Origin of the sequence: Streptomyces sp. NPDC002574, from assembly GCF_042889545.1 — a bacterium.
GTDB lineage: Bacteria > Actinomycetota > Actinomycetes > Streptomycetales > Streptomycetaceae > Actinacidiphila.
The window spans coordinates 75,975-102,018 of the sequence record NZ_JBIARB010000011.1 but is presented as its reverse complement, the minus strand read 5'-3'; the positions used below and the strand labels follow the sequence as shown (position 1 = coordinate 102,018).

Genomic DNA, 26,044 nt, shown 5'->3' with positions numbered 1-26,044 from the left:
TCCACGCGAGGGGGCCGCGATGAGCACCGCACCCGTACGCCGTGCGCTGGCCAGGGCCCACGCCGGCAAGAACATCGACCGCGCCGAGGCCACCGCCCTGCTGGAGGCGCGCGGCGACGACCTCACCCGGCTGTGCGAGGTCGCGGCCTCCGTCCGCTCGGTGGGCCTGGAGGACGCGGGCCGGCCCGGCGTCGTGACGTACAGCAAGAAGGTCTTCGTCCCGCTCACCCGGCTGTGCCGGGACCGGTGCCACTACTGCACGTTCGCCACCACCCCGGGCCGGCTGGAGGAGCCCTACCTCACGCCGGACCAGGTGCTCGACATCGCCCGTGAGGGCGCCCGGCTGGGCTGCAAGGAAGCCCTCTTCACGCTCGGCGACCGCCCCGAGGCCCGCTGGAAGGCGGCCCGGTCCTGGCTCGAGTCGCGCGGCTACGAGGACACCCTGTCCTACGTCCGCGCGATGGCGATCCTCGTGCTGGAGGAGACCGGGCTGATCCCGCACCTCAACCCCGGCGTGATGACCTGGGCGGAGCTGCAGCGGCTCAAGCCCGTGGCCGGATCGATGGGGCTGATGCTCGAGACCACCGCCCGCTCGCTGTGGGCGGAGCCGGGCGGGTGCCACCACGGTTCGCCCGACAAGGAGCCTGCGGTGCGCCTTCGCACCATCGAGGACGCGTCGAGGACCGGCATCCCCTTCACGACGGGGATCCTCGTCGGTATCGGTGAGAGTCCGGCGGACCGCGTCGACTCCCTCCTGGAGATCCGCCGGATCGGCCGGCAGTACGGCGCCGTCCAGGAAGTGATCGTCCAGAACTTCCGGGCCAAACCCGGCACGGCGATGCGAGCCGCCCCGGACGCCGGTCTCGAGGAATACCTCGCCGTGATCGCGGTGGCACGCATCCTGCTCGGCCCGCGGATGCGGGTGCAGGCCCCGCCCAATCTCTCGGACCCCGAGGAGCTGCGCCTCCTGCTGGCGGCCGGCGTGGACGACTGGGGCGGGGTCTCGCCCCTCACGCCGGACCATGTGAACCCGGAACGGCCGTGGCCGCAGCTTGCGCGACTGGCCGAGCTGACCGCCGGGGCCGGGTTCGACCTCCGCGAACGGCTGGCCGTACAGCCGGAGTACGTGCGCGCGGGCAGCCCATGGGCGGACGCCAGGGTGCGACCGCATCTGCGGGCCCTGGCGGACCCGGCCACCGGCCTCGCCGCCGACGTGATCCCCTCCGGCCTGCCCTGGCAGGAGGTGGCCGAAGCGGTGTCCTCGGGCCGCACCGACCTGCACGTCGCGATCGACCAGGAAGGCCGGCGGACGACCGCGCGCGGCGACTTCGAGCACGCCTTCGGCGACTGGCAGGTCCTCGCGGACGAGTTGAAGGACAGGTCCGCGACACCCGGGACCACCGCTCCCGGCCGGCTGGACTCGGACGTGGCCGCCGCCCTGCGCGCGGCCGAACGCGACCCGGCGGCCCTCACCCGGGACCATGCGCTCGCGCTGGCGTACGCCGACGGTCCGGAACTCGACGCGCTGTGCCTGCTCGCCGACCAGGTCCGGCGCGCGGCGGTCGGTGACGTCGTCAGCTACGTGGTCAACCGGAACGTCAATTTCAGCAACGTCTGCTACGTCGGCTGCCGGTTCTGCGCCTTCGCCCAGCGCGCCACCGACGCGGACGCCTACCGCCTCTCGCTCGACGAGGTCGGGGAGCGCGTCGAACAGGCGTGGGCGGTCGGAGCGACGGAGATCTGCATGCAGGGGGGCATCGACCCCGGTCTGCCCAGCACCGTCCATCTCGACCTGGCCCGCGAGGTGAAGCGGCGCTGCCCGGAGATCCACCTCCACGCCTTCTCGCCGATGGAGATCATCAGCGGCGCCTCCCGGATGGGGATCTCCGTCGCCGAGTGGCTGGGCGAAGCACGGGCCGCCGGCCTCGACTCGGTCCCGGGCACGGCCGCCGAGATCCTCGACGACGAGGTCAGATGGGTGCTCACCAAGGGCAAGCTCCCGGCGGGGGAGTGGATCCGGGTCATCAGGACCGCGCACGAACTCGGCATCAGGTCCACCGCGACGATGATGTACGGCCATGTCGACGAGCCGCGCCACTGGGTCGACCACATGCGGACGCTGGTCCGGCTGCAGCGGGAGACCGGCGGATTCACCGAGTTCGTGCCGCTGCCCTTCGTGCACCAGAGCTCGCCCATCTACCTGGCGGGCATCGCCCGCCCGGGTCCGACGCCCCGCGACAACCGTGCCGTCCACGCGCTGGCGCGGCTCCTCATGCACGGCCACATCGACAACATCGCGTGCTCCTGGGTGAAACTCGCACCGGAGCAGTGCGTCGACATGGTGCGCGGCGGCGCCAACGACCTCGGCGGCACGCTGATGGAGGAGACCATCAGCCGGATGGCCGGATCGACCAACGGGTCGATGAAGACCATCGCCGGTATCAAGGAACTCGCGGCTGCGGCGGGCCGGACCACCCGGCAGCGCACCACCACGTACGACGACGTCACCGCCGAACGCGCCCAGGCGGCGCTCGGGTTCGACACCGAGGTGCAGCGTGTCGTGCCACTGAGCGTCGGGTTCCTCCGATGAGGCGGTGGGACTGGATCGTCGTGATCCCCCAGAAGGACCTCCGCCTGGCCAAGAGCCGCCTCGACCTGGACAGCCGGGACCGGCGCAGCGTGGCCCGCGCCCTGGTGCGCGACACCGTGACGGCCGCACGGGCGACCCCCGGCGTCGGCGAGGTGATCGTCGTGCTCGACCGTCCCCAGGACTTCGGCACAGTGGAAGACCTCGACGTGCGCCCCGTCCTGACCGACGGTCCCGGCCTCAACGAGGCGCTCCGGCACGGCGAACGGACGGCGCGGGCCCTGGACCCCCGGTGCGCCGTGGCGTCCCTCCCGGCGGACCTCCCCTTCGTCGAACCCGCGGTCCTCGGGCGTGCTCTGGCCTACGCGCGCGCCCACGACAGGGCGTTCCTCGCCGACGCGGAATGCCGCGGCACCACCTTGCTGACGGCCGGCCCCGGACAGGCCCTGCGGCCGTCGTACGGCGTCGAGTCGCGGGCGGCCCACCGCCGCTCCGGCGCCCACGAACTGACCGGACCCGAACTCGCGTCACTGCGGTTCGACGTCGACCACCTCGTCCATCTGTCGCTCGTCGCACCGCTCGTGAACCACTCCCACCTGTCCGACGCCCTCGGCCGGATCCACCCGGACGCGTACGGGCGCACGCCGATCGCACACACCGTTCCCGGAGGACATCCATGGGCCTGCTGAAGGACCGCACCGCCATCGTCACCGGAGGCGCCCAGGGCATCGGGCTCTCGACGGTCGAGACGTTCCTCCGCGAGGGGGCGCGGGTCGTCATCGCCGACCGCGACGCCGACGCGGCCCGCGGCGCCGCCGAACGCCTCGACGCGGGGGACCGCGTCGTGACGGTGGCGTGCGACGTCACCGTCGCCGCGGACGTGCAGAGCGCGATGGACCTGTGCGTCTCGGCGTTCGGGAGTCTCGACGTGATGGTCAACAACGCGGGCATCACCCGCGACGCGACCATGCGGACCATGACGGAGGAGCAGTTCGAGCAGGTGGTCGCCGTCCACCTCAAGGGCTGCTGGAACGGTACCCGCCTGGCCGCCGCGGTCATGCGCGAACAGCGCTCCGGCGCCGTCGTCAACCTCTCCTCCATCTCCGGCAAGGTCGGTTTCGTCGGCCAGACCAACTACTCGGCGGCCAAGGCCGGCATCGTCGGGCTCACCAAGGCCGCGGCCAAGGAGATGGCCCACCACGGCGTGCGGGTGAACGCCGTCGCCCCGGGTCTGATCCGCTCGCCGATGACCGAGGCGATGCCGGCGCACATCTGGGACGCGAAACTGGCCGAGATACCGATGCGACGTGTCGGCGAGGCGTCGGAGGTGGCGTCGGTGGCACTCTTCCTCGCGTCCGACCTCGCGTCGTACGTCACCGGGACGGTCGTCGAGGTGACCGGCGGCCGGCACATGTGACCGGGCGCGAGGACCGCTCAGAGGTCCCGTTGGTACTCGTACGTGGTGTGCGTGGCCCGGTAGCCAAGCAGGTCGTTGACGCGCCGGATGTAGGGGTTGCCGTCGGCCGTGTCGGTGAGGAGACCGCCGAGGCCCGGGTGGCGCAGGGCGGTGTGCCGGACGGACGCGGCCTTCATCCACAGGGCCAGGCCGTGACCGCGGTGTGCGGGGAGCACGGCGGTGCCGTAGTGCCGCGCGTCGCCCGTGCCGTCGCCGGGGACGGCCAGTTCGGTGAACCCCGCGACCGTCGTGTCCGTCTCGCTGATGGCGACCACGGTGTGCAGGACGTCGCCGCGTCCGGCCACGGCCTCGACCGCGGCCCGCACGCGCTCCAGGTTCCAGGGCACGGCGGCGAAGTCGACTCCGCCGGTGGGCGTGTCGTTCATGGCGTGGCGGGACGCCACGAACGTCTCGGCCAGGTGGCCGGGGACCATGCCCTCCCAGGACGCGAGCCGGTATCCGGGGTGCGGTTCCTCGGCGATCCCGGTCACGGTGGTGAGATCCGCACGGGACAGGGGGAGCGGAAGCCGCGCGGAGGTCAGCGCCAGGACCCTGCGGAAGCCGCGGGCGGCGAGAAGCCGTTCACCGCGGGAGTCCGCTGCGACGTGGCTGATGACGCGCCGTCGGCCGTTCTCGCGGGCGGCGGCCAGTGCAGCGTCCAGCAGGAGCGGCCCGATCTCCTCGTCCGGTTCCCGCGGGTGGACGTGGACGCGGAGATCGGCGAGCTGCTCCTGACCGGCCCGGGTGAACAGGCGGAGGAACGCCGACCCGAGAGGGATTCCGTCCGTGTCGGAGGCCAGCCACACCAGGCGACGGCTGGTGACGGTGACGTCGGGGTCGATCAGCGCGGTGACATGGACGGACATGGCGTCTCCTGAGGTGAGAGGGCTGGGGCGCGCAGGCGTTGCCGCCGGCGGGCGCGGGGCTTCAGCGCGCGGGGCGCGCCGCGTCCCGCAGCCTGCGCCAGGTCCGGCCCACGGACGCCAGGGTGGCGGCACGGGTGTCCGCGGACCCGGCGGGCTCCCAGGTCCGCGCCGCTTCGGCGAGCGCCCGCGGCCTCTCCGGTGCGGCCGGGGGCAGCTCCTGGCGGTACCGGGCCGCCGCGAGCAGATCCTGCGGCGTGATCGCCTCGAGTCGCGCCCGGTAGTGGCCGAGCAGCCCGTCGCCGGCCTCGGCGATCGCGGCCTCCCCCAGAGGGAGCGCGGGCAGCGACAGCCCTTGGGACACCAGGTGTTCCAGGGCGGACCGCAGGTCGCCCAGGTTGATGTCGCGGACCGTCAGCGACAGGTGGGCCGACAGTCCGGCGGCACCCACCGCCCGGTGCGCGAAGCCGCGCGGGATGTAGAGGGCGCTGCCGGGGCCGAGAACGGTGCGGAGCAGCCGGGGGGAGTGCTCGTCGTCGGCGAGCTCCCCGGGTGCCCAGTCCGCGACGGCGGGCGCGCCGTGGACGTACCAGGTCTTGCGTCCGGCGGCCTGCAGGACGAACACGTCGGCGTCGTCGCGGTGCACCGCGAGACCCTGACCGCCGGCCGGGGTGACGAAGAAGAACGCCTCCACCCGCCGGTCGAGTTCGGCCGACAGGCGGGCCACCAGCTCGCCCGTCGCGGGGTGCCACTGGTCGACGCGGCGCAGCAGCAGCGTCGCTCCGTCCCCCAGGAGGGAGAGGACCTTCGCGCGGTCGGCGAAGCCGTCGTAGGTCGTACCGTGCACCCCACGCGACGTGGTGTACGCCTCGGGCGGGACGATCACCTTGTCCGAGCGCACCATCTCCAGGTAGGGGGTGCGCAGCAGGCCGGCGTCGAAGGCGCTGTCCAGCTCCTCCAGACCGAACGGCGAGGGGGAGCTGCCCGGCTCCGGTGTGAAGGCCGCGGGCCGGCGCTGCCACTGCCGTGCGGTGAAGGCCGCGACGTCGCCGACCCACCCGGCCAGCGTGGACGACTCCATGGCGGGGACCGTCGCCGCGGGCGTGTGCGGGCTCATCCCCGGACCTCCGCCTCGAAGCGTACGGAGAGCAGCGAACGCAAGGGTATGTGGGTCTCCCGCTGTGCGTCGCCGATGGTGACGCCGTTCTCCAGGCAGACCTCCAGCAGGCGCTCGGCCAGCGGCACGACCAGGTGCCGGGCCCAGCAGCGCGCGCCGTCGAAACCGAAGGGCATGAATCCCGGCGTCCTCTCGGGATCGCTCACTCCGGACCACCGCTCCGCACGGAACACCAGCGGGTCCGACCAGTACTGCGGATCGCGGTGCATCAGCAGCGGGAACATCGCGATGTCGTCCCCGGGACCGATGGCGGGGTGCAGTGCGGTGTAGGCCTCCCCGCCGGTGCGGAACAGCATCCAGGCGGGCGGCAGGAGCCGCAGCGTCTCCCACAGGACCGGGGTGAGACTGCCCCGCGTGTACGTCGGCGTGCGGTTCATGAGCCACAGGGCGTTCGCGGCGAGCGCGGCCACACCGTCGCACAGGGTGGCCGAGGCGCGGCGGTACAGCGCGATGGCCTGCTTGCGGTCCCGGGTGCTCGACGCACCCCGGATCTGCTGGGCCAGCGCCGTGCCGCCGGAGTCGGCGCCCGGCCAGACCGCGACGGCCTGGTCGACGAGCTTGGACAGCGAGTCGGAACGTGTGACACCGCGCTTGGACAGCAGCGAGACCGGCAGCGCGTCCGACGCGTAGAGCCACCGGCGCAGGTAGGAGGTGGCGACGTCGGGCCAGGCGCCCGCCAGCAGGTGCGGCGGCGGGGGAGGGGTCCGGACACTCGCCGCGACGTCCTGCCCCAGGGCACGGATCGTTCCCGTCGCACTCTCGTGGTGGATGTCCGCGCCCGCGGCGGGCTTGAACACCGACCGCTCGGAGGCGAGTACGGGGCGCGCCGCGACGACGGCGGACATCAGATCGGGGTCCGAAACGCCCACCGTGGTCTCGTCGACCCGGAAGACCTTTTCTGTTCTCGCGAGCAGTTCCTGAATCTGCGGGGCGTACACGACCTGCCGGTCGCATGCCGCCGCAGGCGCGAGTTCTTCCATGAGGAATCCGCTTCCTTAGGGATGGCGAAGAGAATGCGTTCCCCACGAAGAGCAGAGAACTCGGTGGCCGGCCGGGGGGAATTCCGGGGGCGGTCGTGGCCGCCGCGCACCACCGTCGGCACACAGGGTGTGCCGGACATGGGGCCGCCGGTGGCGGACCAAAGGTGTGACCTGGTCCGCCGCCGGCGTGATGGATCAGATGACGTGGTACGGCCACGCGTTGCGGACCAGCTTGTCGGCCGGCTTCAGCTTCTTCACCATCGCCTGGATCATCTTCATGATTACTTCCTTTCATGGTGCACGGGCACTGCCAAGCGGCCGTGTCGGCACCGGTGTTGACCATCGGTATCCGGATTCGGTGACCGAGCGGCCACATTCAATCCCACGTGCCGGGCCCGCCATCGGCGTCCTGATGTTTCCCTGACGTGCCGGGGCGCCTTCTTGATTCGTTCGCAGCGGCCATAGCACGCGCCGGAGAGGCGGTGTTCAGCGCGGCACCACCCAGCCCGGCACCCAGGTCCCGGCCGCGTCGTGGCCGGCCGCCGCGGCGGCCAAGTGGGCGCGGAGGACGGCCAGCGCCGGGTGGGGGTTGTCGCGGTGCCAGAGGAGCGAGTGCGGGTAGACGGGCGTCGGGTCGGTCACCGGGATGCGGCGCAGGCCCTGGCCGGCGGGCCAGGCGGTGGGGGTGTCCGCCGGCGGCACCTGGGGGAGGGTGTGCCTGCCCATGAAGGTGGCCAGGGCCGGGGTGTCGGCGATGGTGTCGAGCAGCGCGTCCGAACCGAAGTTGGGGCCGGTCGCCTCGATGGCCAGGCCGAACTCGGCGACCAGGTCGTCGTAGTAGGCGGCCCACTCGGTGCCGGGGACGATGCCGGGCATCCAGATGCGGTGCCCCGCGAGCTGAGCGATCGTCACCGACCGTGCGCCCGCCAGCGCGTGGGCGGGGCCCGTCAGGAGTTCGAGCGGCTCGTCGAGCACCCGGACGGACTCGATGTCCTCGGGAAGGGGCCGGCCGGGCGCACCGACGGCGCGGAAGGACGCGTCGATCTCGCCGGACCGGATGGCGGCGACGGCCGTCTCGATGTCGAACAGCATCACCACGTCGAGATCGATCTCGGGCTGCGCGCGGTGGAAGCCGCGCATCAGGCCCGACGCCGCTCCGCGCGAGGCGATGATGTCGACGCGCAGCGGGCGGCGGCCGGTGCGCACGGACGCGACCGCGCGCTCGGCGACGCGTAGCAGTTCCCGCGCATGGGGCAGGAACGCCTGCCCGTCGATGGTGAGTCCGACGCCGCGCGCGGTGCGGGTGAACAGCCGTACGCCGAGGGTGCGTTCCAGCGCGGCGATCCGCTTGGAGACGGCCTGCTGGGTGATCCCCAGCTCGGCGGCGGCCTCCTGGAACTGTCCCGCGTCGGCGGCGGCGACGAAGGTCCGGACGGTGTCGAGGTCCATGCCCACACACTAGGGTCACAACCAATGGTTGTGGCCGCAGGCTCTGCGGTTGTTTGATCCCCGGGTGCGGCGCTCGCTTTGATGTCACCGATCGCGGACGGGTGGTGCGGGCGAGTGGCGAGGGGTGTCGGTGTCGGACATGAGGAGCGGACACCGGCTGGGGAACCGGTTCGGGTGGCTGTGGGGAGCGTACGGAACCAGTGCGCTCGGCACCTGGCTCGCCTTCGGCGCGTTCCCGCTCATCGCCATCCAGGTGCTGCACGCCGGACCGGCCGAGGTCGCCGCACTCGCCTCCGCGGGAGCCGCGGTGGGCGCGGCCGTGGCGGTGCCGCTCGGCCCGTGGGTGGAGTTCCGGCGCAAGCGGCCGGTGCTGATCGCGATGGACCTGGTGCGGTGTGCGGCGCTCCTGACCATCCCCGCCGCGTACGCGCTCGGCGTGCTCACCTTCCTCCAGCTCCTGCTGGTCTCGATCGTCGTCGCAGCGGGCGACATCACCTTCCGCGCGGCCTCGGGGGCGTTCCTGAAGACGCTGGTGCCCGCCGAGCACCTGCTCGTCGCCAACGCCCGGTTCGAGTCCACGGCCTGGACGACGACGATCGTCGGACCCCCGCTGGGCGGCGCCGCGATCGGCCTGCTCGGTCCGGTGGTGACGGTGGTGGCCGATGCCGTCAGCTACCTGCTCTCGGCCCTGGGTATCCGCGCCACGGGCGGGCACGAACCGCGGCCCGGGCGGCAGGACGCCCCGCGCATGCGGGCGAGCGACCTGCTCGACGGCTGGCGGTACATCCTCGCCGACGCCACGCTGCGTCCGCTGTTCTTCAACACCGCCCTGTTCAACGGCCTGGTCATGGCCGCCGAGCCCCTGCTGGCCGTCCTGATGCTCGGCCGGCTCGGGTTCGCGCCGTGGCAGTACGGCCTAGCCTTCGCCGCGCCCTCGATCGGCGGGCTGATCGGCTCGCGGCTGGCCCGCCCGCTGGTCACCCGGTTCGGACAGCACCAGGTCCTGGTCGCGGCCGGGACGCTGCGCGCGATCTGGCCCGTCGGCCTGGCCTTCCTGGGGCCGGGCACCGGAGGGCTGCTGCTGGTGATCGGCGTCGAGCTCGGGCTCATCTTCTGCTGCGGGGTCTTCAACCCCGTCTACGCCACCTATCGCCTCGAACGCACCACGACCCACCGGATCTCCCGCACGCTGTCCGCCTGGGCGGTGACGACCAAGGCCTCGACCGCGCTGCTGACCGGCCTCTGGGGCGTACTGGGCGGCCTGCTCGGCCCGCGTACCGCCATCGGCCTGGCCGGTGTGCTCCTGCTGGCGACCCCCCTGCTGCTCCCGCGTCGCGCGGCGGTTCGGCTCCCCGAGCGTGAGCCGGCACCGGGCCGCCCCTGACCTGCCTCCGCCACCTTCCCTGGAAGGGGGCGGAGGCAGGGCGCGGCGACCCGCACAGCCGGCGTGCCGCCGACCGGCTCGGAGGCGGGACCGGCGACGTCGGCGCCGGCATCAGGCCCGACCGGCTGGACGAGGACGCGGTGCGCCCGGTCGCGGGGGCACTGCGCGCGCTGCGCGACGCGCTGCGGCACCTGGCGGCGGAGGCCACCGGGGATCCGCGCCCCCCGGCCACCGCGCCGGGACTGGCGCGCGAGGAGGCGGTCAGCACCCTGAACGCCCTCGCGCTGGTCCGGCCCGAGCTCGTCCGGCCCGCCGGCGGTCAACCGTCACGCGCCTACCGGGGCCCCGGAACGGCCGCCGATCTTGCCGTGCGGCTCATCGCCCACCAGGCCGTCGAACTCTTCACCGGCCCCGACCGCGACCGCCTGCGCCCCTGTGTGGCACCGAACTGCCTGCTCTTCTTCGTCAAGAACCACGGCCGCCGCGAATGGTGCTCGCCGGCGTGCGGCAACCGCGTGCGCGTCGCCCGCCACTACCAGCGCCACCACCCGGCCCCGCAGAGCTGAGCAAGCGCCGATCGCCTCGTGGCGCGGGCAGGCGCCGGACTGCCCCGGAAGCCCGGACACTATGCTGAGCCCGTGGCTTTGGTGTTCGGTCGGGACGCCGTGCTGGAGCAGGCGTGGGGGGCACTCGTCCAGGGTGATCCGGTGCTGCTCGCAGGGCCGGCCGGGATAGGCAAGAGCGCGCTCTGGCGCGAACTGGTCGACCGGGCAAGGAAAGCGGGCTGGCTGGTCCTGGGGTGCGCACCGGCGGAGTCGGAGTCCTCCCTGGCGCTGGCGGCCCTGGCCGATCTGTTGCGGCCACTGGCCGACCACGTGACCGGCCTGCCGGGCCCGCAGCGGGCCGCGGCCGAGGCGGCGCTGCTCACCGCGAACGTCGGCACCGCCGTGGACGAGCGGGCGCTGGCCGCGGCCACGCGGTCCCTGCTGGACACCGCCGCGGCATCGGACCGCCGGGTCCTGGTGGCCGTGGACGACGCGCCGTGGCTGGACCCGCCCAGCGAACGGGCGTTGACGTACGCACTGCGTCGCGTACCGGGGCCGGCGATGCTGGTCAGCGCCAGGATTGGGCCCGCCGCGACCGGGACACCGCTGGATCTGGACCGCCTGCCCGCCCGTCTGCGCCGGATCGAGGTGGAGCCGCTCGGTGCCGGGGCGCTGCACCACATCCTGCGGGACCGGCTGGACGTGACGCTCAGCCGCCCGCTGCTCGCACGGATCGCCCGCGACTCCGGAGGCAACCCGCTCCTGGCGATGGAACTGGCCCGTGCGGTACTGCGGCTGCCCCGGTTGCCCTCTCCTGGTGAGGACCTTCCGTTCCCGGCCACGATGACCCGGGTGCTGGCCGACACGGTGAGTGCGCTGCCGTCGACGAGCCGCGACGCGATCCGCCTGGCGGCCCTGCTGTCCGTGGCGCGTCTGCGCGATCTTCAGGCGGCAGGAGTCGACCTGGGCGTCCTCGACGCGGCCGAGGACGCCCGGCTGCTGACCGTCACGGAGAGCGCGGTGCAGTTCAGCCACCCGCTCTATGCCGCGGCGGTCCGCGCCGGCATGCCGGCCGGACTGCGCCGCCGACTGCAGCACCGGCTGGCCGACGTCGTCGCCGATCCGGACGAGCGGGCCCGCCAACTCGCGCAGTGCGCGGTGGCACCGGACGCCGCGGTCGCGGCCGAACTCGAGGCGGCGGCCGGACGGCAGCGGCACCGGGGTGCCCCGCAGATCGCCGCCGGCCTCTACGAACGGGCGGCACGGCTGACGCCGTCGGAGCTCACAGCGGACCAGGGCCGCCGCCGGCTGGCGGCAGCCCGTTGTCTTTACGACAGCGGCGACTACCCGGCGGCCGCGGCGGCCGCGGACCAGGTCGCCGACGGGTGCGGCGGCGACCGGCGGGCCGAGGCGTTACTGCTGCGCGCCGAGGTCGCCTGGAGCGCCGACGAACCGCTCGCCGTCGCCGCCGGGACCGGCGAGCAGGCGCTCGCCGCGGCCTCGGACGCCTCTCCGCTGACCGGTCGTATCCACGCCTACCTGAGCATGTTCCACGACTCTCCCGAACGGGCCCGGCGCCATGCCGAGGCCGCCTGCAAGCTGCTCGCCGACGCCTCGCCCGAGGACGCCGGACTGCTGTCGGGGTCCTTGCTGCAACTGTTCTTCAACGAGGTGCGCGGCGGTCGTCCGCCCCGGCTGGAACTGCTGGACCGCGCCCTGGCGCTGGAGGGGGACCGCCCGTCCTGGCTGGGCGGCACCATCCCGGCGATCTGGTGGCGGTCCGTCGACGAACACGACCTGGCCAGAACCCGGTTGCGGGACATGCTCGACCAGGCGGTGGCACTCGGCGACGAACCCTCGCAGCACGAGTTGCTGTGCCACCTGGGCGAGACCGAACTGGTGGCCGGCCGCTACGACGCCGCCGCCCGCACGATCAGCGCCGCCCGGGATCTGGGCGAACAACTGGGCACCGGGCTTGTGGGCGAGACCCTGCTGACCGGGCAACTGCACGCGCACAGGGGCGACGTGGAGCGCGCCCGGAAGATCGCCGAGGCGGGGCTTCGCCGCGCCGAGGCCGTCGACGACCCGTGGGCCCGCCGGATCCACCTCGGTCTGACCGCCTACACCGCCCTGGTCGACGGCCGTACGGGGGACGCCGCGCTGGCCTACGGATCGCTGGCCGCCGAGGCGGACGCCACGGGGCTGGCCGAACCGCTGTCGCAGCGGTTCGAGCCGGACTGGATCGAGGCATGTGCCGCCGTCGGCGATCTGGACACCGCCCGCCGTGTCCTCGACCGGCTCGTCGAACGGCATGAGCGCCTGCCCAGGCCGTGGACGACGCTCGGTCTCGCCCGCAGCGGAGCGCTGCTGGCGGCGGCCGCGGGCGAGGACACCGCCGAGGCGGTCGGCCGGCTGGAGGCGGCCAGAGCCGCGGTTCCCCCAGGGGTGATTCCACTGGACCGCGCCCGCTGCCTGCTGGTGGCGGGCGTCGTCCATCGCCGGGCCCGCCGCAGACGCGCCGCGCGGACCGTACTGGACGCCGCGGCCGCCGAGTTCGCCGCGCTCGGTGCGGCGGCGTTCGAGCGCCGCGCCAGGAGCGAACTCGCCCGGATCGGCGGCCGGCCCCCGGCCGCACAGGAGTTGACCGCAACCGAGGAACGGGTGGCCGGGCTCGCCGCGCGCGGCCGGACCAACCGGGCCATCGCGGACGCCCTGTTCATCAGCCCGAAGACCGTCGAGGCGAACCTCGCCCGGGTCTACCAGAAGCTGGGGATCTCCAGCCGGGCCGAGCTCGGCGCCGCGATGGCCCGGCGGGGCAAGGCCGAACCGTAGGGAAACACCCGATTCGAGGATGCCGCGGCAGGCCTAGCGTCGTTGGTGTGACCAGGCGACTCTTCGCGGTGGAGCGCTACGACGACTCCGGGGGCGGATCCACGTGGCGACCACCCGTCCCGGTCGCCGCGACGGTGCGCCTGGTCGCCGCGGTGCACCTGCCCGCCGACGAGGTCGTGCTGGTGTTCGTCGAGGGGCCCGACGCCGACGTCGTCGCCGAGGCACTGGCCGAGGTCGGGTGGCCGGCGCACCGCGTCAATTTGGCAGTCCGGCTTTACCCGTGGGGGGATCAGAAGTGAAGCGCACAACCCTGACAGTGTTCTTGATGGTGTCCCTGGCCCTGACGGCCTCGGCCTGCGGCTCTTCGCCGGCGCCGTCCAGCGGCAGCGAGTCCGCCGCCCGGGGCTCCGGCGGCGGCCCGTCCGCCGGCGCCACGACCGGCTCCGGCGGCGACGGGCAGAGCGCCGCGGTCGACGCCTGCACCCTGCTCACGCCCGAGGAGGTCGCACCGGTCATCGGCAAGAACGACGGCGGACGGCCCACCTCAGGAGTGGGCGACAGCGTGTGCGGCTGGGAGAACCCGGAGACCTACCACTCGATCACCGTCAGCGTCGGCGGCCCCGGTACGGCCGCCTCCGGCGGGATCAAGGACGAACCCGGCGTCACCAGCGAGGCGGGCCCCGAGGGGATCCGCTTCCTCAGCGGCGGCATCGCGCGTTTCGCCGCGGGCGATCGCGACTGCCAGGTCCAGGTCGTCAGCGGCGCCGGGGGCGACGACGACAAGGTGACCGCCGTCAAGCTGGTCGGTCTGCTGCGCGACCGGATCTGAGAGAGGACGACGGCTGTGCCTCGGCTCTACGGGGGAGCACATCGTGATGACTGACACGACGACACCGCGCGGGTTCGTGGGCGGAACCGGCGGCACGGTACGGCGCCGGCGCAAAGCCCTCACGACCGTCGCCGCGCTGGCCGTGATGGGCGCGGGCCTGCTGGTCGCCCGGACGGCACTCGTCCCCTGGGCCTACCCGCTGCCCGGGCAGCCCCGGCTGACCGGCTACTGGCAGGGGAGCGTCGCCTATGCGGACAAGGACGTCAGACGGGTGCTGCTGCAGATCCGCCACGACGAGAACTGCTCCATGGCCTGCGACATGACCGGCGGCATCAAGGTGTGCGGATCCGGCAAGGAGACCCACGGCGGACTCGCGGGCGACGTGCACAACTGGCGCGGCAGCCGGTTCACTCTCGACCCCTACCTCCCGAGGGACAAGGGCGATGTGAACATCGAGACGCTGGACGGTGAGTGGGACGGCGAGGTGATCCGGATGCGGGCGAGGACCGAGTTCATCGACGCTTCAGGCACCTGGGGTTCCTCCCAACAGCCCCCGGACCCACCGGCCTTCGAGATGCGGCACATCGACGAGGCGGCTTTCGAGGCCGGTTGCGCCGCGGGGTGACGTTCCGACGTGGGGTGTCCGGTCGCCGCGCGGCCCCGTGCGGCGGCCCGGCCACCTACGGCGTCGTCACGACGTCCACCTTTCCGCTGGCGACGTCGTACACGAGCCCGGACACCCGTACGCCCGCCAGGCCCGGTTGGGCACGCAGCGTGTCGACGTCCAGGGCGACGGCTCGGCGCGGATCGGTGACGGCCTGCGCGGCCAGGTGGTCCTTGTCGACGTCGAAGTAGTCGGAGAGCATGTCGACTTCGCCGTCCAGGCGCGTGATCCCGCAGTCGGTGTGCTGGAGGACGACGAACTCCCATCCCGGGCCGAGGTCACCTCCTGCGGCCTGAGTGACCTTGCGGAGCATCGCCAGTTCCCGCAGCGTCGCCGGTGTGACGCGGCCACCGACGTTGCGGATGGTGGCGACCTCGCCCTGCTCCACGCCGAGCACCGTGGTCGGCTCGACCCGCGGATCCACGCATCCGATCACGATCGTCTTGAGCGAGGGCATCATCCGCAGGCCCGGGGTGTACCGGTTCGGAGCGTAGTCCGCGTTGCGGCTGGTCAGCATCTCGACTACATCCATGGTCCTGGTCCGTCCCTTGAGGTAGTCAGTGAACGAGCGGAGGGATCGCAGTCCCCGGATCCTCGCGTCCCACCGTTCACGCTAGCCCCGAGTGGTTTGATTCGCAAACCGTGGAGCGACCGCGAAAAGCCGCGAAGATCCTGATGGCTACGCCTCGGGCCCGGCCATCGACCAGCCCGGTGCGTTGTGCGTCCAGTGCAGTCCCCGGCCGTCGATGGCCTCCCCGCAGGTGCTGCAGACGGTGGCCGGCCGGACCTGATGGCCGTGGTGCTCCACGATCATGGGCGGCTCCGCGACGGCCCAGCGGTCACCCCACGCAAGGAGGGCGATGAGCAGGGGGAAGAGCTCCTTGCCGGCCTCGGTGAGGTGGTACTCGAACCGGGTGGCCTGGTACTCGTGCTTCTCGAGGATGCCGTCGGCCACGAGCGACTTCAGCCGCGCGGCGAGCCGGTCGCGCGGGGCGCCGGTGTTGCGGGCGATCTGACTGAACCGCCGGTTGCCGAACATGATCTCGCGGGCGATCAGCAACGACCAGCGGTCGCCGACCAGTTCCAGCGTGGATGCGACTGCGCAAGGCCTTCCGGGGACCACTGGGTATTCGGGCATGTTTGAGTATACCACGTCACGGTTTGTGAACCAAACCGTTCCCTGCTGCTGCACGTACCCGCGGGGGCAGGCGTAGGTGGGCCGCCGGGCCGGGTCCGTCCCTGCTGCGGCGGCTCGGACCCGCTCTCGGGCTGCACGCACCAGACCTCTTCGTGATCGCGGGCGCCGTCGTGCCCGGCGATCTGGCACCTGTTGACCCCACCGCTGGATCGTGGGTTCCCGGACTCGTCCGGGAGGCCCCTCCCGCGTTCGAGCGGTATCCGGATGGTCCCGGCGCTGTGCTCATGCGCCTGGCGCACAACCGCAACCTCGGATGGGCGGCCGTGGCCAAGATCTTCCTGGTGGTCACGGGCCGTCACTGGTCCGCCGCCACCTGGGGAACGGTCGGCAGCGGCATCACCCCCGTGACCCCTGAACTCGTCGCCGACTTCGGCGCCGTTCTCGATGTGCCTTCAGAGGATCTGGTGGCGGTGGCCGGCATCGGGCTGCCGGACCCGCCCCCGACGGCGGAGCCGAGCGTCTCCGGCGTGGCGGAGCTGATCTGGGACCTGCGGGACCTCACCGCCCGTCAACTCCGCGAGGCCGGCGACTTCGCGGACTCGCTGCGTCGCCGACTGCCGCACCTGATAACGGCGGCCCGAAGTGGTGGGAGGTCGCCGACCGACACTGTTACGGTTTGAGAAACAAACCATACGGAAGGACGGCCATGACCGCTCGAGTCACGCCCTATCTCACCTTCGGCGGCAACGCGCGCGAGGCGATGGAGTTCTACCGGTCGGTCTTCGGCGGCACGTTGGACATCGCCACGTTCGCCGACCTCCACCGGGCCGAGTCCGCGGCCCAGGAGCGGCTGATCGCCCACTCGATGCTGAAGGGGACGGCGGGCGTCGTCCTCATGGGGTCGGACACCCCGACTCCGGAGGAGCACCGGCCCGGCGGTTCCTTCTCGGTGGCGCTCGGAGGGGACGAGGCGGACCTCACCGAGTACTGGGCCGCGCTTTCCGGGGGAGGGACGGTCACGGTGCCGTTCGCCACCTCCGCGTGGGGCTCCCTGCACGGGCAGTGCGTCGACCGTTTCGGCACCGCCTGGCAGCTCAACGTGACGGGGAGACCGGCCGCTTGATCCCTGGAGGGGCGCCCAGGTTCGTCGTCGCGCACGAGCCGTTGGGCGCCCTTCGTCATGTCCCGCGGACGGTACGACGGCCGAAGGGCCGGGGTACGCGCTCCGCGGAGCTCGAACGCGAGTGGCTCAATGCCGCGCCACGTGCGCCGCATTGAGCCACTCCGCAGGGAATTCAGACGCTCGGCGCCCCCATTCTCAGTGTGCGGAGGAGCGGGTACGTCCTCCCGGGCGGGGCAGCGCCTGGACAATGCCCGCGGCGAGGCCGAGCGCGGCGAAGACCCACCAGATGTTCCGGAAGTTGCCGACATCAGGGCCCAGTTCGGAAGTCCCCAGGAGCGCGACGAAGATGCTGACGCCCAGAACGGCGCCGAGTTGCCGGAAACTGGAATTGATCGCGGAGCCGATGGCGAACTGCGCCGGAGGGAGTTTCGCGACGGCCGCGCCGGACTGCACCGGCAGCGTCAGGCCGATGCCCACGCCCGTGAGGAGGGTCCACGGCAGCCAGTGAGTGACCCAGTGCGGTGAGGCGTCCACGAAAAGGGCGAAACCGAGGCAGCCGAGGGCCCAGGTGACGGCGCCCGCGAGCAGCACGCGGCGGTGGCCGACCACGGTGGCGAGTTTGGTCGTGGAACGCGCGATGACAGTGACGACAATGGGACCCGCGGAACTCGCGAGGGCGGCACGCAGGACGGAGTAATGCCATTCCGTCTGGAGAAATATCAAGTTGGCCAGCAGCAGACCGAAGAAGGCCGTGGAAAACAGAAGCGTTGCGACGTTGATGTCCCGGAACTGACGCTCCTTGAAAAGAGTGAGGTCCATCACCGGCCGTGCGGCCTTCGATGTGCGCCACAGGAAGACGGGAAGCGCGAGGGCCGCACCGGCGAAACCGACCACGACCCAGGTGTCGGACCAGCCGCGAGAGGGGCCCTCGATGAGGGAGAAGCTGAGGAGCGCGGGAATCACGGCGACAAGGAGCGCACCCAGGGGGTCCGGCACACCCGAGGCCTGCGGGTCCCGGGACTCGTGGAGCAGACGCCTGCCGAAGGCCACGATCACCGCGGCGATCGGGACGTTGACCAGGAAGATCCAGCGCCAGGATGCGTACTCGGTGAGGAGCGCGCCGAGGGTGGGGCCGACCGCCGCGGCGGCCGCCGCCATCGCACCCCACACGCCGATCGCCACATGCCGGCGGGCCACGGGGAACTCATGAAGGACGAGCGCCAGGGACGACGGCACGACGAGCGCCGCGAAGACCGCCTGCAGCGCACGGGCGGTGATCAGCACCCCCGCGCTCGGCGCGAGTCCGCACAGGGCGCTCATCAGCGCGAATCCGGCGATGCCCACGATGAATATGTTCTTGCGCCCGTACCGGTCGGCCACTCGCCCCGCCGGGATGAGCATGGCCGCGAACACCAGGCTGTAGGCGTTGAGGACCCATGCCAGGTGGCCTGCCGTGGTGTGGAAACTGTGGCTGATGGTCTCGAAGGCGATGTTCACAATCGTGGTGTCCAAGAAGACCACGAATGCGCCGAGGCTTCCCAGGGCCAGTACCCACCGAGCCCTTCGATTGTCGGCGGACGCCTCTGCGCGAGGGTCTCCGTCAGGCCTGATCGAACTCTCCTCAACAGGCGCTCGCTCTGCATTGATCATCGTTCACCACTCCTGGTGTGTTGTGAAGTTGCTGCGTGCTCAGGTAACGTAACAATCTACGGTTTGAAAGTCCAACCATGAATATGGCTGCCCCGATGGGCAACCGGCCACGCTCCACTCCGTACTGAAAGCACGTTGGGGACGCCGGTCGTTTCGCACCCGATCCCGGGGGCGCAGCGGCCGATTGATCCGTATACGCTTTTCGCCGCTCCCTTGGAAGGGCCCGAGGAATTGAACACACCGGACAACCGGCCGACGCTGATGGTCGTTCACGCGCACCCGGACGACGAAGCGAGTCAGACGGGCGGCACCCTCGCGCGGTACGCGGCCGAGGGAATACGAACCGTTCTCGTCACCTGCACCGACGGCGGGCAGGGCGACGACATCCACGGTCGCGAACCGGGCCACCGCGACCACCGGGCGAAGGAGGTGGCCGCACGCCGGTCCCGCGAGCTGGCGATGTCCAGGACCGCGCTGGGCATCGACGAGGTGGTGCAACTGGGCCACCCGGACTCCGGCATGCACGGGTCCGTGCACGACATCGACCCTCGCGCGTTCAGCAGACTCGAGGGCGAGCCGATCGTCCGGCGGCTCGAAGCGCTGATGAACGAGTACCGGCCGGATGTGATCGTGACCTATCCGCCCAACGGGCTCTCCCGCCACCCGGATCACATCCGCACGCACGAACTGACCGTCGCCGCGGCCGGGCGTGTCCGGGAGGCGGGTGGATTCCCGCCGCGCGACAGCGGGACCGCTTCCCACCGACGCATCCCGAAGCTGTACTACATCGCCCTTTCCCACTCCCGTCTCAAGGCGGTGCGCGCCCGCGCGGAGGCGGCGTTCGGAACCGGTGTCTGGACGCCGCCCCTGGAGATCGGCGTCGCCGACGACACTGTCACCACGACGGTGGATGTCTCCGGTTTCTGGGATCAGAAACTGCGTGCCCTGGCGGCCCACGCCGGCCAGGCCGATGCCGCCGCCCTGTTGCGGGTGTTGAGCGTCAGCGGACACGAGAATCCCGTCGAGGAGTACATCCGGGTGGACCCGCCCTGGAAGGGCGGCGAGAGGGAGGGCGACCTGTTCGAGGGCATCGCCGGCGACCGCTGACACGGAACGCGACAGTGCGGCCCGGCCACTCGGCCGAGCCGGGCCGCTTGCGCGATCGCGTCGGTCCCGGCGGACAGCGCGGTGCCGGCCCGGCTGTACAGCACGGGGTTGATCCGGACCGCGGCGGCCTTCACGGGCGTCATGGTGGGGGTTCCTCGTCGGCAGGGGGTGGGGAGGCGTCGTCGGTGGAGGCGCGACGGCGGCGGGACCGCGGCGGGAGGCATTGACGCGGCATCGGGCGGACCCGCTGCCGCGTTCGTTGGCCCGCGCCGCGACCCGCCCGGGCGGCATGGTTTGAATGTCGAACCACGCAAAGCATACACTTGGTGGTTTGAAATCCAAACCTCAACGGGATGCGCCGGCCGTCGCTTTGGACGCGATCGACGACCGGTGGTGCCTGCACATCGTGCGTGCCGTCGCCTTCGGCGCCTCGCGCTGCACCGGCATCCTGCGCGCCGTCGGAGCGCCCAGGGACGTCCTGTCCTCACGGCTCCGGAAACGCACGGCGTCCGGGACGCCGTGCCCCGGGTCGACTTCCTCCATGACGCCTGCGGCGAGGAGTTCGTCGCCGAGGTCCGATGCCAGGCGTGCGGCGAGCCGGTCGGGTCGGGGCGGTTCTCCGTCCATCCCGCGTCCCCGGGATGCTGACGGCTCGCAGGCCGTCGGCCCGAAGGGCTGCCGTTCTCAGGCCGAACGGTCGTCGTAGAGGGCCCGGTTCCGGGTGACGAAGGTTTCGACGTCGAGCGGGTCGTCGCCGCCGATCTCCTTGACCAGGTCGTTCATTCCGGCGAAGACCCCGTTGCGGTAGTCGATCGCGACAGCGAGGAGGTGCTGGATGAGGTGGGGCGAGGCGTCGCGCTTCTCCAGGACGGCGGTGAACTCCTCCAGGTCGATCGGGACATAGGTGACCTCGCGGCCCAGCGCGCGTGTCATCGCCTCGGCGATCTCGTAGTGGTTGAGCTCGACGGCGCCGAAGAGCGGATAGACCTTGCCGGCGTGCGGGGCGGGGTTCTCGAGGATCGCCGCGATCACCTTCGCCTGGTCGACGGCGGCGATCGGGGCATGCCGCCCGTCCGCGAAGGGGAGTCGCAGTTCACCGGTCCCGTTCCACATGTTGATCAGCCATTCGGCGAAGAACGTGGGACGCAGGTGGGTGACCGCGGCTGTGGAACGGTCCAGCAGGCGTTCGGCGACCCAGTGCTGTCGTGCGGCGTTGCTGGCGGCCTCGCGGCGGGCGGAGATCTGGGACATGTTCACGATCGCCTCCACACCGTTCTCCTCCGCGGCCTGGGCCAGGTTCGCCGTGGCGTCCATGAGGCCGGGGAGGATCGGGTAGGTGAAGTAGGCGGCGTTGATCCCCTCGGTCGCCCGGGCCAGGGAGTCGAGGTCGAGGACATCCCCGACCACGACCTCCGCACCGAGCTCGGCCAGCCGCTCGGAGCGCTCGTCGAGGCGCCGGACCAGCGCGCGGACACGGAGGCCGCGCTGCCGCAGCAACTCGGTGGTGTGCCTGCCGGTCTGGCCGGTCGCGCCGATCACCAGAAGGTTGCGGGTCGTCATCATGCGCGCCTTTCCTCGATGTGCTCCCCTTTCCGGGTTCGGGGAGGGGAGGGATGGTGTACGGATCCGTCGGGTGGGAGGGGGTTGCCGAGCGTGACCGTGCGCGCCCGACCGGGCGTCGCCGTCGCTCCGCACGCGGTCATGAAGGTGTCGGGTGGCCGCCATTGGTCAGGGTGAACAGCTCGAAGAACAGCCGCGCGGTGTCGGCATCGCCTTCGACGACGAGGTCGCCGGAGGCGATCGCGTCATCGACGCGGACCCGGCCCCTCGCGAGGGCGTACAGCGTGGTCTTCTCGCAGACCAGGCGCATGCCCGGTCGCACCGGCGCGGGTCCGGTCTCGGCCCGGACCTGCTCGCCGTCGCCCTGCAGCCACAGCGTCTCATCGCCCACGACCAGCTCGGTGAGCGTGGTGAAGCCCGCCGCCTCCCCGGGGGCGGTCAGCCGCATGGCCACCAGGCTCCATGCGGCGCGGTCGGTGTATCCGGCCGGGGGAGGCCCGAGTCCTCCGCCCCAGGAGGCCAGGGAGGCCAGGAGCGGCATGAGGGCTTCGCCCCGCGCACCGAGTTCGTAGGCGGCGGCGTGCCCCGGGCCGCGCAGCGTCGTGCGACGCACCACGTCGTGGGCGCCGAGATGCTTCAGGCGGGCGGCGAGAAGGCTGGTTCCCATGCCCGGCAAGGCGTCGAGCAGATCGCTGTAGCGGCGAGGGCCCAGGGTGAGCTCCCGCACGATGAGCAGCGTCCACCTCTCACCGAGCACGTCGAGCGCACGGGCGATGTGGCAGATCTGTTCGTAGGAGCGACTCATGACACCTCCTGGGCGAGCAGCGGGGCGGAGAGTCCGACCCTCCCCAGCGGGTCCTCGACGACTCGCTGGACCTCCACCCAGGGTGTGCCGACGTCGCCGACGTGCCCACCCGCGAGTCGGGGGACGCAGCCGATCGCGCCGACGGCCCTGGTGCGGGCCTCACTGCCGTCGGCGGCTCCGTCCACCAGGTAGAAGTGGCGGACAGCGCTCCCCGCGGCAGAGTGGAAATGCACTCCCACCATCCACATGCTTCCCCTGTCCATGACCGTTCCCTTCCACGTGCGGGCGGGCGTCCAGACTCAAGATCAAGAAATACTTCACAAACCTTGAGTCGATGCTACTGGTTTTAGAACCAATCCGCGGGCGCACATCTTCCCGGGCGGGATACGGGGGGGATACGGGCGGGAACGGCAGCGGCGCCCGGCATCAGAACCGGGCGTCGTCATCGAGGGGGACTCCGAAGGACCTCGCGGTCCATGCGGGCACGCCGGGGCCGGTGCGAGGCCACGGGGCACGGGGTATGCGCGGCGGGGCCGATCGCCCGCCGCGCTGTGGTCAGGGGCGGGCGACGGCGTTCGAAACGGTGGCGTCCTGCAGGAGGCCGGCCTGACGCCACTCCGCAGGGGAGACACCGTAGACCGAGCGGAAGGTGCGGCTGAAGTGCGCGTGGCTCGCGAAGCCCCAGCGGTGCGCGATGGCCGCCACGGTCTGCCCCGCGAATTGGGGGCGCACGAGGTCCCTGCGGCAGGCCTCGAGCCTGAGGCGCTGGATCCACCGCCCGACGGTCATGGGCTCGCCCTGGAAGAGCTGGTACAGGTAGCGAACGGAGATGTGGTGCGTGGCCGCGACCGAGGCCGGGGAGAGCGAGGGGTCGTTCAGGTGGGAGCGGATGTAGGTGCGCAGACGCAGCAACAGGTCCGCCTCGACCGCGGGCGTGGCCGATTCCCTGATGTCGCCCTCCAGCGCGACCAGCGCCGTCAGTACGTCGACGATCCCCTGCTTGAGGAACTCCTTCGGAGCCCGCGCGCAGATGCAGTGGTCCGTCACCGTGACGAGTCCGTTCACGTACGACGCGAGGATCCCGCTGATGCCCTGGCCGGGCGAGTAGGCGCGGCCGGTGGCCAGGCGCAGTGCCGAGTCGGGGAGATCCAGCATCTCGCGCGGCACCGTGGCGACGTGCTGCCGTACCGGGCCGGCGAAGTCCAGGACGTAGGGCCTGCGGGCGTCGAGGATGACGAGCTCGCCGGCGGCGACCCGGACCTCCCGGCCGTCCTGAGCGGCGAGGCCGGTACCGGCCCGTTGCAGGCTCACGACCAGCGATTCGTCGCCGTCCGCGGCGATGAGCGGCGCGGTCCGCGTCATCCGCTGCGGGCTCGCCTCCAGGGAGCCGGCCTGGACGCCGGCGACACACGCCCGCCGTATCGCGCCATGGACCATGGCCTTCCCGCGCGTGCGGACCTCCATGCGGATGAACGCCTTGCCCACGGCGTCGGTCCAGTACTCGGTCCGCTCGTCGGGCGGTTGGATGTCCGCGCAGAATGCTTGGATCACGATGCCCTCGCACGTTGCCAGGAGTCACTGCGTCCCCGGAACCCACGCGACGCGTCCATGCGTCGCACGGACCGGGAACCCCTTACCCTGCCACCGTAAAGTCCGGCCGCGGTCACCGACGGCTTGCGGGGCGGGACTACGGGACACCCGCAGATACGCGGGAGGGGAACTGCGGGAAACCCCCGGGGCCCCTTCCGGCAGGACGTGTGATCCGCCCGGGGCGGACGGCCGTGACCGCTCCGTCCACCCGCGCGACGCCGGCCTCGGGGGCGCGGAGGTGAACGGAGCGGCCGGTCACACCGCTGAGCAGCGCAACGTGCTCCCGGTAACGGCCCAGTGCCACCGGAGTGTTGGCCGGCCGGAGGGCCTCCGCGTCTCAGACGCCGACGCGAGGGGGCGTGGCGGTTCCGTGGACGTTCTTGGCGTGGGCCGCGTATCGGCGGCGCCCCAGGACCGGGACGAGCAGCCGGACGGGCAGCGGGGCGGTCGCCAGGACGGCCTTGATGACCTCCGGGTCGCCCTCGTACATCGCCATGCCGAAGACGAGCGGCAGGTCCTTCTTCGGCACGGTCGCCATGCCGTGCTCGCCGAGCTCGTGCCATTCCACCGCGGTGAGGTGCCTCTCGGTGAGCGGCAAGATCTCCTTCTCCTCCAGCGCCATGTGCTCCACGAGCACGGTCGCGAGCCGCTCGAACGCCCCGGCGAGCTCCTCCCCGCCCAGAGCGGTGGAGCGCCACCGTTCGAGCAGTCCTGTGACCTCCGTGTGCACGGTGTCGATGGCGTGGTGCTGCGCCTCCATCGTCGGCACGATGGCGGCGGCCTCCGCACCGCCGCGCTCGACGAGCTTGGGCCACAGCAGCAGGTCCTCGCCCTCGTGGTGGGTGTGCAGGATGCGGCAGAGCAGCACCGCGTGGGCGCCGACGACCTCCGCGCGCCCGATGTCGCCCGGCGCGACGGACCAGATGAGGTCGGGAAGCAGCCTGAACTCACGGCGCAGCGCTCTGTGGGCCATGTACATGTCGCGCGTGTCGGCCATGGGTTCATCGACGAGTGGAGCCATTGTCTCTTCCTTGTACTGCCGTCCGCCGTCTCGTGACATGACGTGGCCGGTACCGGCATGAGGCGTGTGGGCATGCGGGGATCGGGACGGAGGCGGCAGCGGTGGGTGAGCCGTGCCGTCCGTCCGCCCGGACCACCCTGCCAGCGCCGCTCACGCGCCCGCATGCGTCAAATGCCCTTGGTCCGTGGCCGCGGCTGGGGTCGTTTGGCGGTGCCGCCCGTGCGCTGTCCGGGGAGGGCCCTACCGGCGTGCCCGGACCCGTCCGCGTTCGGTTGACACACCGGCCGGCCGTACGAGGCGCCGGGCATCACGGCCGGTCGAACGTGGCGGGCACCGGGAGCGAGGACCATCGCGGCAGGGGCCAGGCCACGACGAAGGCCCGGCCGATCACGTCGTCCAAGGGCACGAAGCCGCCGCCCGGTTCTTCGACGTGGGCACGGGAGTCCCTGGACGCGTCGCGGTGGTCGCCCATCACCCACAGGTGGTCCTTCGGGACCGTCACCGTGCCGACCGGGAGATCGTCGCACGGCGTGGCGCCGGGGTAGATGTAGGGCTCGTCCAGGGCCTGCCCGTTGACCTCGACGGGCTTGCCGCTCTCGCAGGTCACGGTGTCGCCGCCGACCGCGATCACGCGCTTGATCAGGTCCTGCTCGTCGGTCGAGGGCATCAGACCGACGAAGGCGAGGACTCTGGTGACCACGTTCTGGGTGGCACCGCCCTCCCGCGCGGGCTGGTCGTCCAGCCAGCCGCCCGGATCCCGGAAGACGACGACCTGGCCACGCTGCGGCTTCGCTCCGAACCACGGGGTCAACTTGTCCACCAGGACCCGGTCGCCGACCTGCAGGGTGTTCTGCATCGAGCCCGAGGGGATGGAGAAGGCCTGGACGAAGAACGTCTTGATGCCCAGGGCCATGACCAGCGCCACCACGACGAGGATCGGCAACTCCTGCCACCAGGGCCGCTGCTTGCGGACCTTGCGGGGCCGCTTCGGGTCCGCTGCCACCGGGGCGGTGTCGCCGGTCGCCGCGGTGCCGGTGCCGGTGCGGTCGTCTTCCCCGACGGTCATGGGTGCTCCTTCGTGGTGCCTGTGCGTGGTGATCTCGCCTTGCGACCGGTCAGTCTGCCGCGCGGAGGTGGGCGGGGGCCATGCGGGAGTGGTCGCGGACGGGGAAGGCGAGGGCGGCGCTGACGAGGGCGATGCCGGTGAGGCCGCCGAGGAGGATGCCTTCGTGGATGGTGAGGCGGGCGAGTTCGCGGCATCTTGGTCAAGAAGTACCGGGAGCG

25 protein-coding genes and 1 pseudogene are annotated in these 26,044 nt (G+C 71.9%); 13 read left to right on the top strand and 13 right to left on the bottom strand.

Features of this window, described 5'->3' with window-relative positions; all coding sequences use genetic code 11:
* Position 1 precedes the first annotated feature (1 nt).
* From ACFYXS_RS26640 to fabG, 3 genes and pseudogenes are all read left to right on the top strand, one after another.
* Positions 2-2,590 (top strand): annotated as a pseudogene (locus ACFYXS_RS26640) (bifunctional FO biosynthesis protein CofGH); the annotation flags it as partial.
* The gene (cofC, locus tag ACFYXS_RS26635; RefSeq protein WP_389252495.1) at positions 2,587-3,276 is read left to right on the top strand and encodes a 2-phospho-L-lactate guanylyltransferase; all 690 of its coding nucleotides are present in this window, start codon (positions 2,587-2,589) and stop codon (positions 3,274-3,276) included. The pseudogene ACFYXS_RS26640 and the gene cofC, both read left to right, overlap by 4 nt.
* Entirely contained in the window at positions 3,264-4,004 is a 741-nt protein-coding gene (gene fabG, locus ACFYXS_RS26630; protein WP_389252493.1) for a 3-oxoacyl-ACP reductase FabG, read from the top strand. Before cofC ends, fabG begins: the two co-directional genes overlap by 13 nt.
* A gap of 17 nt (positions 4,005-4,021) precedes the next feature.
* Here fabG and ACFYXS_RS26625 read toward each other — a convergent pair whose 3' ends face one another.
* The 3 genes from ACFYXS_RS26625 to ACFYXS_RS26615 all read right to left on the bottom strand — a co-directional run bounded on the left by ACFYXS_RS26625 (position 4,022) and on the right by ACFYXS_RS26615 (position 7,063).
* On the bottom strand, positions 4,022-4,909 hold the full coding sequence (locus ACFYXS_RS26625; protein WP_389252491.1) for a GNAT family N-acetyltransferase: 888 nt from the start codon (positions 4,907-4,909) through the stop codon (positions 4,022-4,024).
* Positions 4,910-4,970: 61 nt separating this feature from the next.
* Positions 4,971-6,023, bottom strand: coding sequence for a JmjC domain-containing protein (locus ACFYXS_RS26620; RefSeq protein ID WP_389252489.1), 1,053 nt, complete (start codon positions 6,021-6,023; stop codon positions 4,971-4,973).
* Positions 6,020-7,063, bottom strand: a complete 1,044-nt coding sequence (locus ACFYXS_RS26615; RefSeq protein WP_389252486.1) for a cytochrome P450 — start codon at positions 7,061-7,063, stop codon at positions 6,020-6,022. Before ACFYXS_RS26615 ends, ACFYXS_RS26620 begins: the two co-directional genes overlap by 4 nt.
* A gap of 166 nt (positions 7,064-7,229) precedes the next feature.
* On the opposite strand from ACFYXS_RS26615, the gene ACFYXS_RS26610 reads away from it, so the two are divergent.
* Positions 7,230-7,487 carry a hypothetical protein gene (locus tag ACFYXS_RS26610; protein ID WP_389252484.1) on the top strand — a complete coding sequence of 86 codons (258 nt, stop codon included), beginning with the start codon at positions 7,230-7,232 and terminating at the stop codon, positions 7,485-7,487.
* 62 nt (positions 7,488-7,549) lie between these two features.
* On the opposite strand, the gene ACFYXS_RS26605 is transcribed toward ACFYXS_RS26610, so the two are convergent.
* On the bottom strand, positions 7,550-8,512 hold the full coding sequence (locus ACFYXS_RS26605; RefSeq protein WP_389252482.1) for a LysR family transcriptional regulator: 963 nt from the start codon (positions 8,510-8,512) through the stop codon (positions 7,550-7,552).
* Positions 8,513-8,651: 139 nt separating this feature from the next.
* Between ACFYXS_RS26605 and ACFYXS_RS26600 the strand changes: the two genes are divergently transcribed.
* The 6 genes from ACFYXS_RS26600 to ACFYXS_RS26575 all read left to right on the top strand — a co-directional run bounded on the left by ACFYXS_RS26600 (position 8,652) and on the right by ACFYXS_RS26575 (position 14,727).
* The gene (locus tag ACFYXS_RS26600) at positions 8,652-9,896 is read left to right on the top strand and encodes an MFS transporter (protein WP_389252480.1); all 1,245 of its coding nucleotides are present in this window, start codon (positions 8,652-8,654) and stop codon (positions 9,894-9,896) included.
* Positions 9,893-10,462, top strand: a complete 570-nt coding sequence (locus tag ACFYXS_RS26595) for a CGNR zinc finger domain-containing protein (RefSeq protein ID WP_389252918.1) — start codon at positions 9,893-9,895, stop codon at positions 10,460-10,462. The genes ACFYXS_RS26600 and ACFYXS_RS26595 overlap by 4 nt, the downstream gene beginning before the upstream one ends.
* Before the next feature lie 72 nt (positions 10,463-10,534).
* Positions 10,535-13,273: an AAA family ATPase gene (locus ACFYXS_RS26590; protein WP_389252478.1), complete on the top strand. Its 2,739-nt coding sequence runs from the start codon at positions 10,535-10,537 to the stop codon at positions 13,271-13,273.
* 47 nt (positions 13,274-13,320) lie between these two features.
* Entirely contained in the window at positions 13,321-13,572 is a 252-nt protein-coding gene (locus ACFYXS_RS26585; RefSeq protein ID WP_389252476.1) for a hypothetical protein, read from the top strand.
* 26 nt (positions 13,573-13,598) lie between these two features.
* A complete protein-coding gene (locus tag ACFYXS_RS26580; RefSeq protein ID WP_389252474.1) occupies positions 13,599-14,102 on the top strand; it encodes a hypothetical protein in 504 nt (167 codons plus the stop codon).
* A gap of 46 nt (positions 14,103-14,148) precedes the next feature.
* Positions 14,149-14,727, top strand: a complete 579-nt coding sequence (locus ACFYXS_RS26575) for a hypothetical protein (protein WP_389252472.1) — start codon at positions 14,149-14,151, stop codon at positions 14,725-14,727.
* A gap of 55 nt (positions 14,728-14,782) precedes the next feature.
* Here ACFYXS_RS26575 and ACFYXS_RS26570 read toward each other — a convergent pair whose 3' ends face one another.
* The gene (locus ACFYXS_RS26570; RefSeq protein WP_389252470.1) at positions 14,783-15,298 is read right to left on the bottom strand and encodes a carbonic anhydrase; all 516 of its coding nucleotides are present in this window, start codon (positions 15,296-15,298) and stop codon (positions 14,783-14,785) included.
* A gap of 147 nt (positions 15,299-15,445) precedes the next feature.
* The gene (locus tag ACFYXS_RS26565) at positions 15,446-15,904 is read right to left on the bottom strand and encodes a winged helix-turn-helix transcriptional regulator (protein WP_389252468.1); all 459 of its coding nucleotides are present in this window, start codon (positions 15,902-15,904) and stop codon (positions 15,446-15,448) included.
* A gap of 284 nt (positions 15,905-16,188) precedes the next feature.
* Here ACFYXS_RS26565 and ACFYXS_RS26560 point away from each other — a divergent pair, with 284 nt between their 5' ends.
* Together ACFYXS_RS26560 and ACFYXS_RS26555 are read left to right on the top strand one after the other, a co-directional pair.
* Positions 16,189-16,584: a hypothetical protein gene (locus ACFYXS_RS26560; protein WP_389252466.1), complete on the top strand. Its 396-nt coding sequence runs from the start codon at positions 16,189-16,191 to the stop codon at positions 16,582-16,584.
* Positions 16,585-16,610: 26 nt separating this feature from the next.
* Positions 16,611-17,027 carry a VOC family protein gene (locus ACFYXS_RS26555; protein WP_389252464.1) on the top strand — a complete coding sequence of 139 codons (417 nt, stop codon included), beginning with the start codon at positions 16,611-16,613 and terminating at the stop codon, positions 17,025-17,027.
* Between the two features lie 195 nt (positions 17,028-17,222).
* Here ACFYXS_RS26555 and ACFYXS_RS26550 read toward each other — a convergent pair whose 3' ends face one another.
* On the bottom strand, positions 17,223-18,677 hold the full coding sequence (locus ACFYXS_RS26550) for an MFS transporter (RefSeq protein ID WP_389252462.1): 1,455 nt from the start codon (positions 18,675-18,677) through the stop codon (positions 17,223-17,225).
* A 135-nt stretch (positions 18,678-18,812) separates the two neighbouring features.
* On the opposite strand from ACFYXS_RS26550, the gene ACFYXS_RS26545 reads away from it, so the two are divergent.
* Entirely contained in the window at positions 18,813-19,784 is a 972-nt protein-coding gene (locus ACFYXS_RS26545) for a PIG-L deacetylase family protein (protein ID WP_389252460.1), read from the top strand.
* A 684-nt stretch (positions 19,785-20,468) separates the two neighbouring features.
* Here the strand turns inward: ACFYXS_RS26545 and ACFYXS_RS26540 are convergent.
* The 6 genes from ACFYXS_RS26540 to lepB form a co-directional block, all read right to left on the bottom strand.
* A complete protein-coding gene (locus tag ACFYXS_RS26540) occupies positions 20,469-21,347 on the bottom strand; it encodes an NAD(P)H-binding protein (RefSeq protein WP_389252457.1) in 879 nt (292 codons plus the stop codon).
* Between the two features lie 136 nt (positions 21,348-21,483).
* On the bottom strand, positions 21,484-22,149 hold the full coding sequence (locus ACFYXS_RS26535) for a winged helix-turn-helix transcriptional regulator (RefSeq protein ID WP_389252455.1): 666 nt from the start codon (positions 22,147-22,149) through the stop codon (positions 21,484-21,486).
* The gene (locus ACFYXS_RS26530; protein WP_389252453.1) at positions 22,146-22,412 is read right to left on the bottom strand and encodes a hypothetical protein; all 267 of its coding nucleotides are present in this window, start codon (positions 22,410-22,412) and stop codon (positions 22,146-22,148) included. Before ACFYXS_RS26530 ends, ACFYXS_RS26535 begins: the two co-directional genes overlap by 4 nt.
* A gap of 292 nt (positions 22,413-22,704) precedes the next feature.
* A complete protein-coding gene (locus ACFYXS_RS26525) occupies positions 22,705-23,700 on the bottom strand; it encodes a helix-turn-helix domain-containing protein (protein WP_389252450.1) in 996 nt (331 codons plus the stop codon).
* Positions 23,701-24,076: 376 nt separating this feature from the next.
* The gene (locus ACFYXS_RS26520) at positions 24,077-24,760 is read right to left on the bottom strand and encodes a hemerythrin domain-containing protein (RefSeq protein WP_389252448.1); all 684 of its coding nucleotides are present in this window, start codon (positions 24,758-24,760) and stop codon (positions 24,077-24,079) included.
* A 307-nt stretch (positions 24,761-25,067) separates the two neighbouring features.
* Positions 25,068-25,826 carry a signal peptidase I gene (gene lepB / locus ACFYXS_RS26515; protein ID WP_389252446.1) on the bottom strand — a complete coding sequence of 253 codons (759 nt, stop codon included), beginning with the start codon at positions 25,824-25,826 and terminating at the stop codon, positions 25,068-25,070.
* Positions 25,827-26,044 lie beyond the last annotated feature (218 nt).

Bases quoted from the DNA above. Each gene is read 5' to 3' on its own strand.
- ACFYXS_RS26540 (WP_389252457.1), bottom strand. From the start codon at position 21,347: ATGATGACGACCCGCAACCTTCTGGTGATCGGCGCGACCGGCCAGACC.
- ACFYXS_RS26625 (WP_389252491.1), bottom strand. From the start codon at position 4,909: ATGTCCGTCCATGTCACCGCGCTGATCGACCCCGACGTCACCGTCACC.
- ACFYXS_RS26620 (WP_389252489.1), bottom strand. From the start codon at position 6,023: ATGAGCCCGCACACGCCCGCGGCGACGGTCCCCGCCATGGAGTCGTCC.
- ACFYXS_RS26550 (WP_389252462.1), bottom strand. From the start codon at position 18,677: ATGATCAATGCAGAGCGAGCGCCTGTTGAGGAGAGTTCGATCAGGCCT.
- ACFYXS_RS26555 (WP_389252464.1), top strand. From the start codon at position 16,611: ATGACCGCTCGAGTCACGCCCTATCTCACCTTCGGCGGCAACGCGCGC.
- ACFYXS_RS26580 (WP_389252474.1), top strand. From the start codon at position 13,599: ATGGTGTCCCTGGCCCTGACGGCCTCGGCCTGCGGCTCTTCGCCGGCG.
- ACFYXS_RS26600 (WP_389252480.1), top strand. From the start codon at position 8,652: ATGAGGAGCGGACACCGGCTGGGGAACCGGTTCGGGTGGCTGTGGGGA.
- cofC (WP_389252495.1), top strand. From the start codon at position 2,587: ATGAGGCGGTGGGACTGGATCGTCGTGATCCCCCAGAAGGACCTCCGC.
- fabG (WP_389252493.1), top strand. From the start codon at position 3,264: ATGGGCCTGCTGAAGGACCGCACCGCCATCGTCACCGGAGGCGCCCAG.
- ACFYXS_RS26605 (WP_389252482.1), bottom strand. From the start codon at position 8,512: ATGGACCTCGACACCGTCCGGACCTTCGTCGCCGCCGCCGACGCGGGA.
- ACFYXS_RS26565 (WP_389252468.1), bottom strand. From the start codon at position 15,904: ATGCCCGAATACCCAGTGGTCCCCGGAAGGCCTTGCGCAGTCGCATCC.
- ACFYXS_RS26535 (WP_389252455.1), bottom strand. From the start codon at position 22,149: ATGAGTCGCTCCTACGAACAGATCTGCCACATCGCCCGTGCGCTCGAC.
- ACFYXS_RS26530 (WP_389252453.1), bottom strand. From the start codon at position 22,412: ATGGACAGGGGAAGCATGTGGATGGTGGGAGTGCATTTCCACTCTGCC.
- ACFYXS_RS26560 (WP_389252466.1), top strand. From the start codon at position 16,189: ATGCGCCTGGCGCACAACCGCAACCTCGGATGGGCGGCCGTGGCCAAG.
- ACFYXS_RS26520 (WP_389252448.1), bottom strand. From the start codon at position 24,760: ATGGCTCCACTCGTCGATGAACCCATGGCCGACACGCGCGACATGTAC.
- ACFYXS_RS26575 (WP_389252472.1), top strand. From the start codon at position 14,149: ATGACTGACACGACGACACCGCGCGGGTTCGTGGGCGGAACCGGCGGC.
- lepB (WP_389252446.1), bottom strand. From the start codon at position 25,826: ATGACCGTCGGGGAAGACGACCGCACCGGCACCGGCACCGCGGCGACC.
- ACFYXS_RS26570 (WP_389252470.1), bottom strand. From the start codon at position 15,298: ATGGATGTAGTCGAGATGCTGACCAGCCGCAACGCGGACTACGCTCCG.
- ACFYXS_RS26615 (WP_389252486.1), bottom strand. From the start codon at position 7,063: ATGGAAGAACTCGCGCCTGCGGCGGCATGCGACCGGCAGGTCGTGTAC.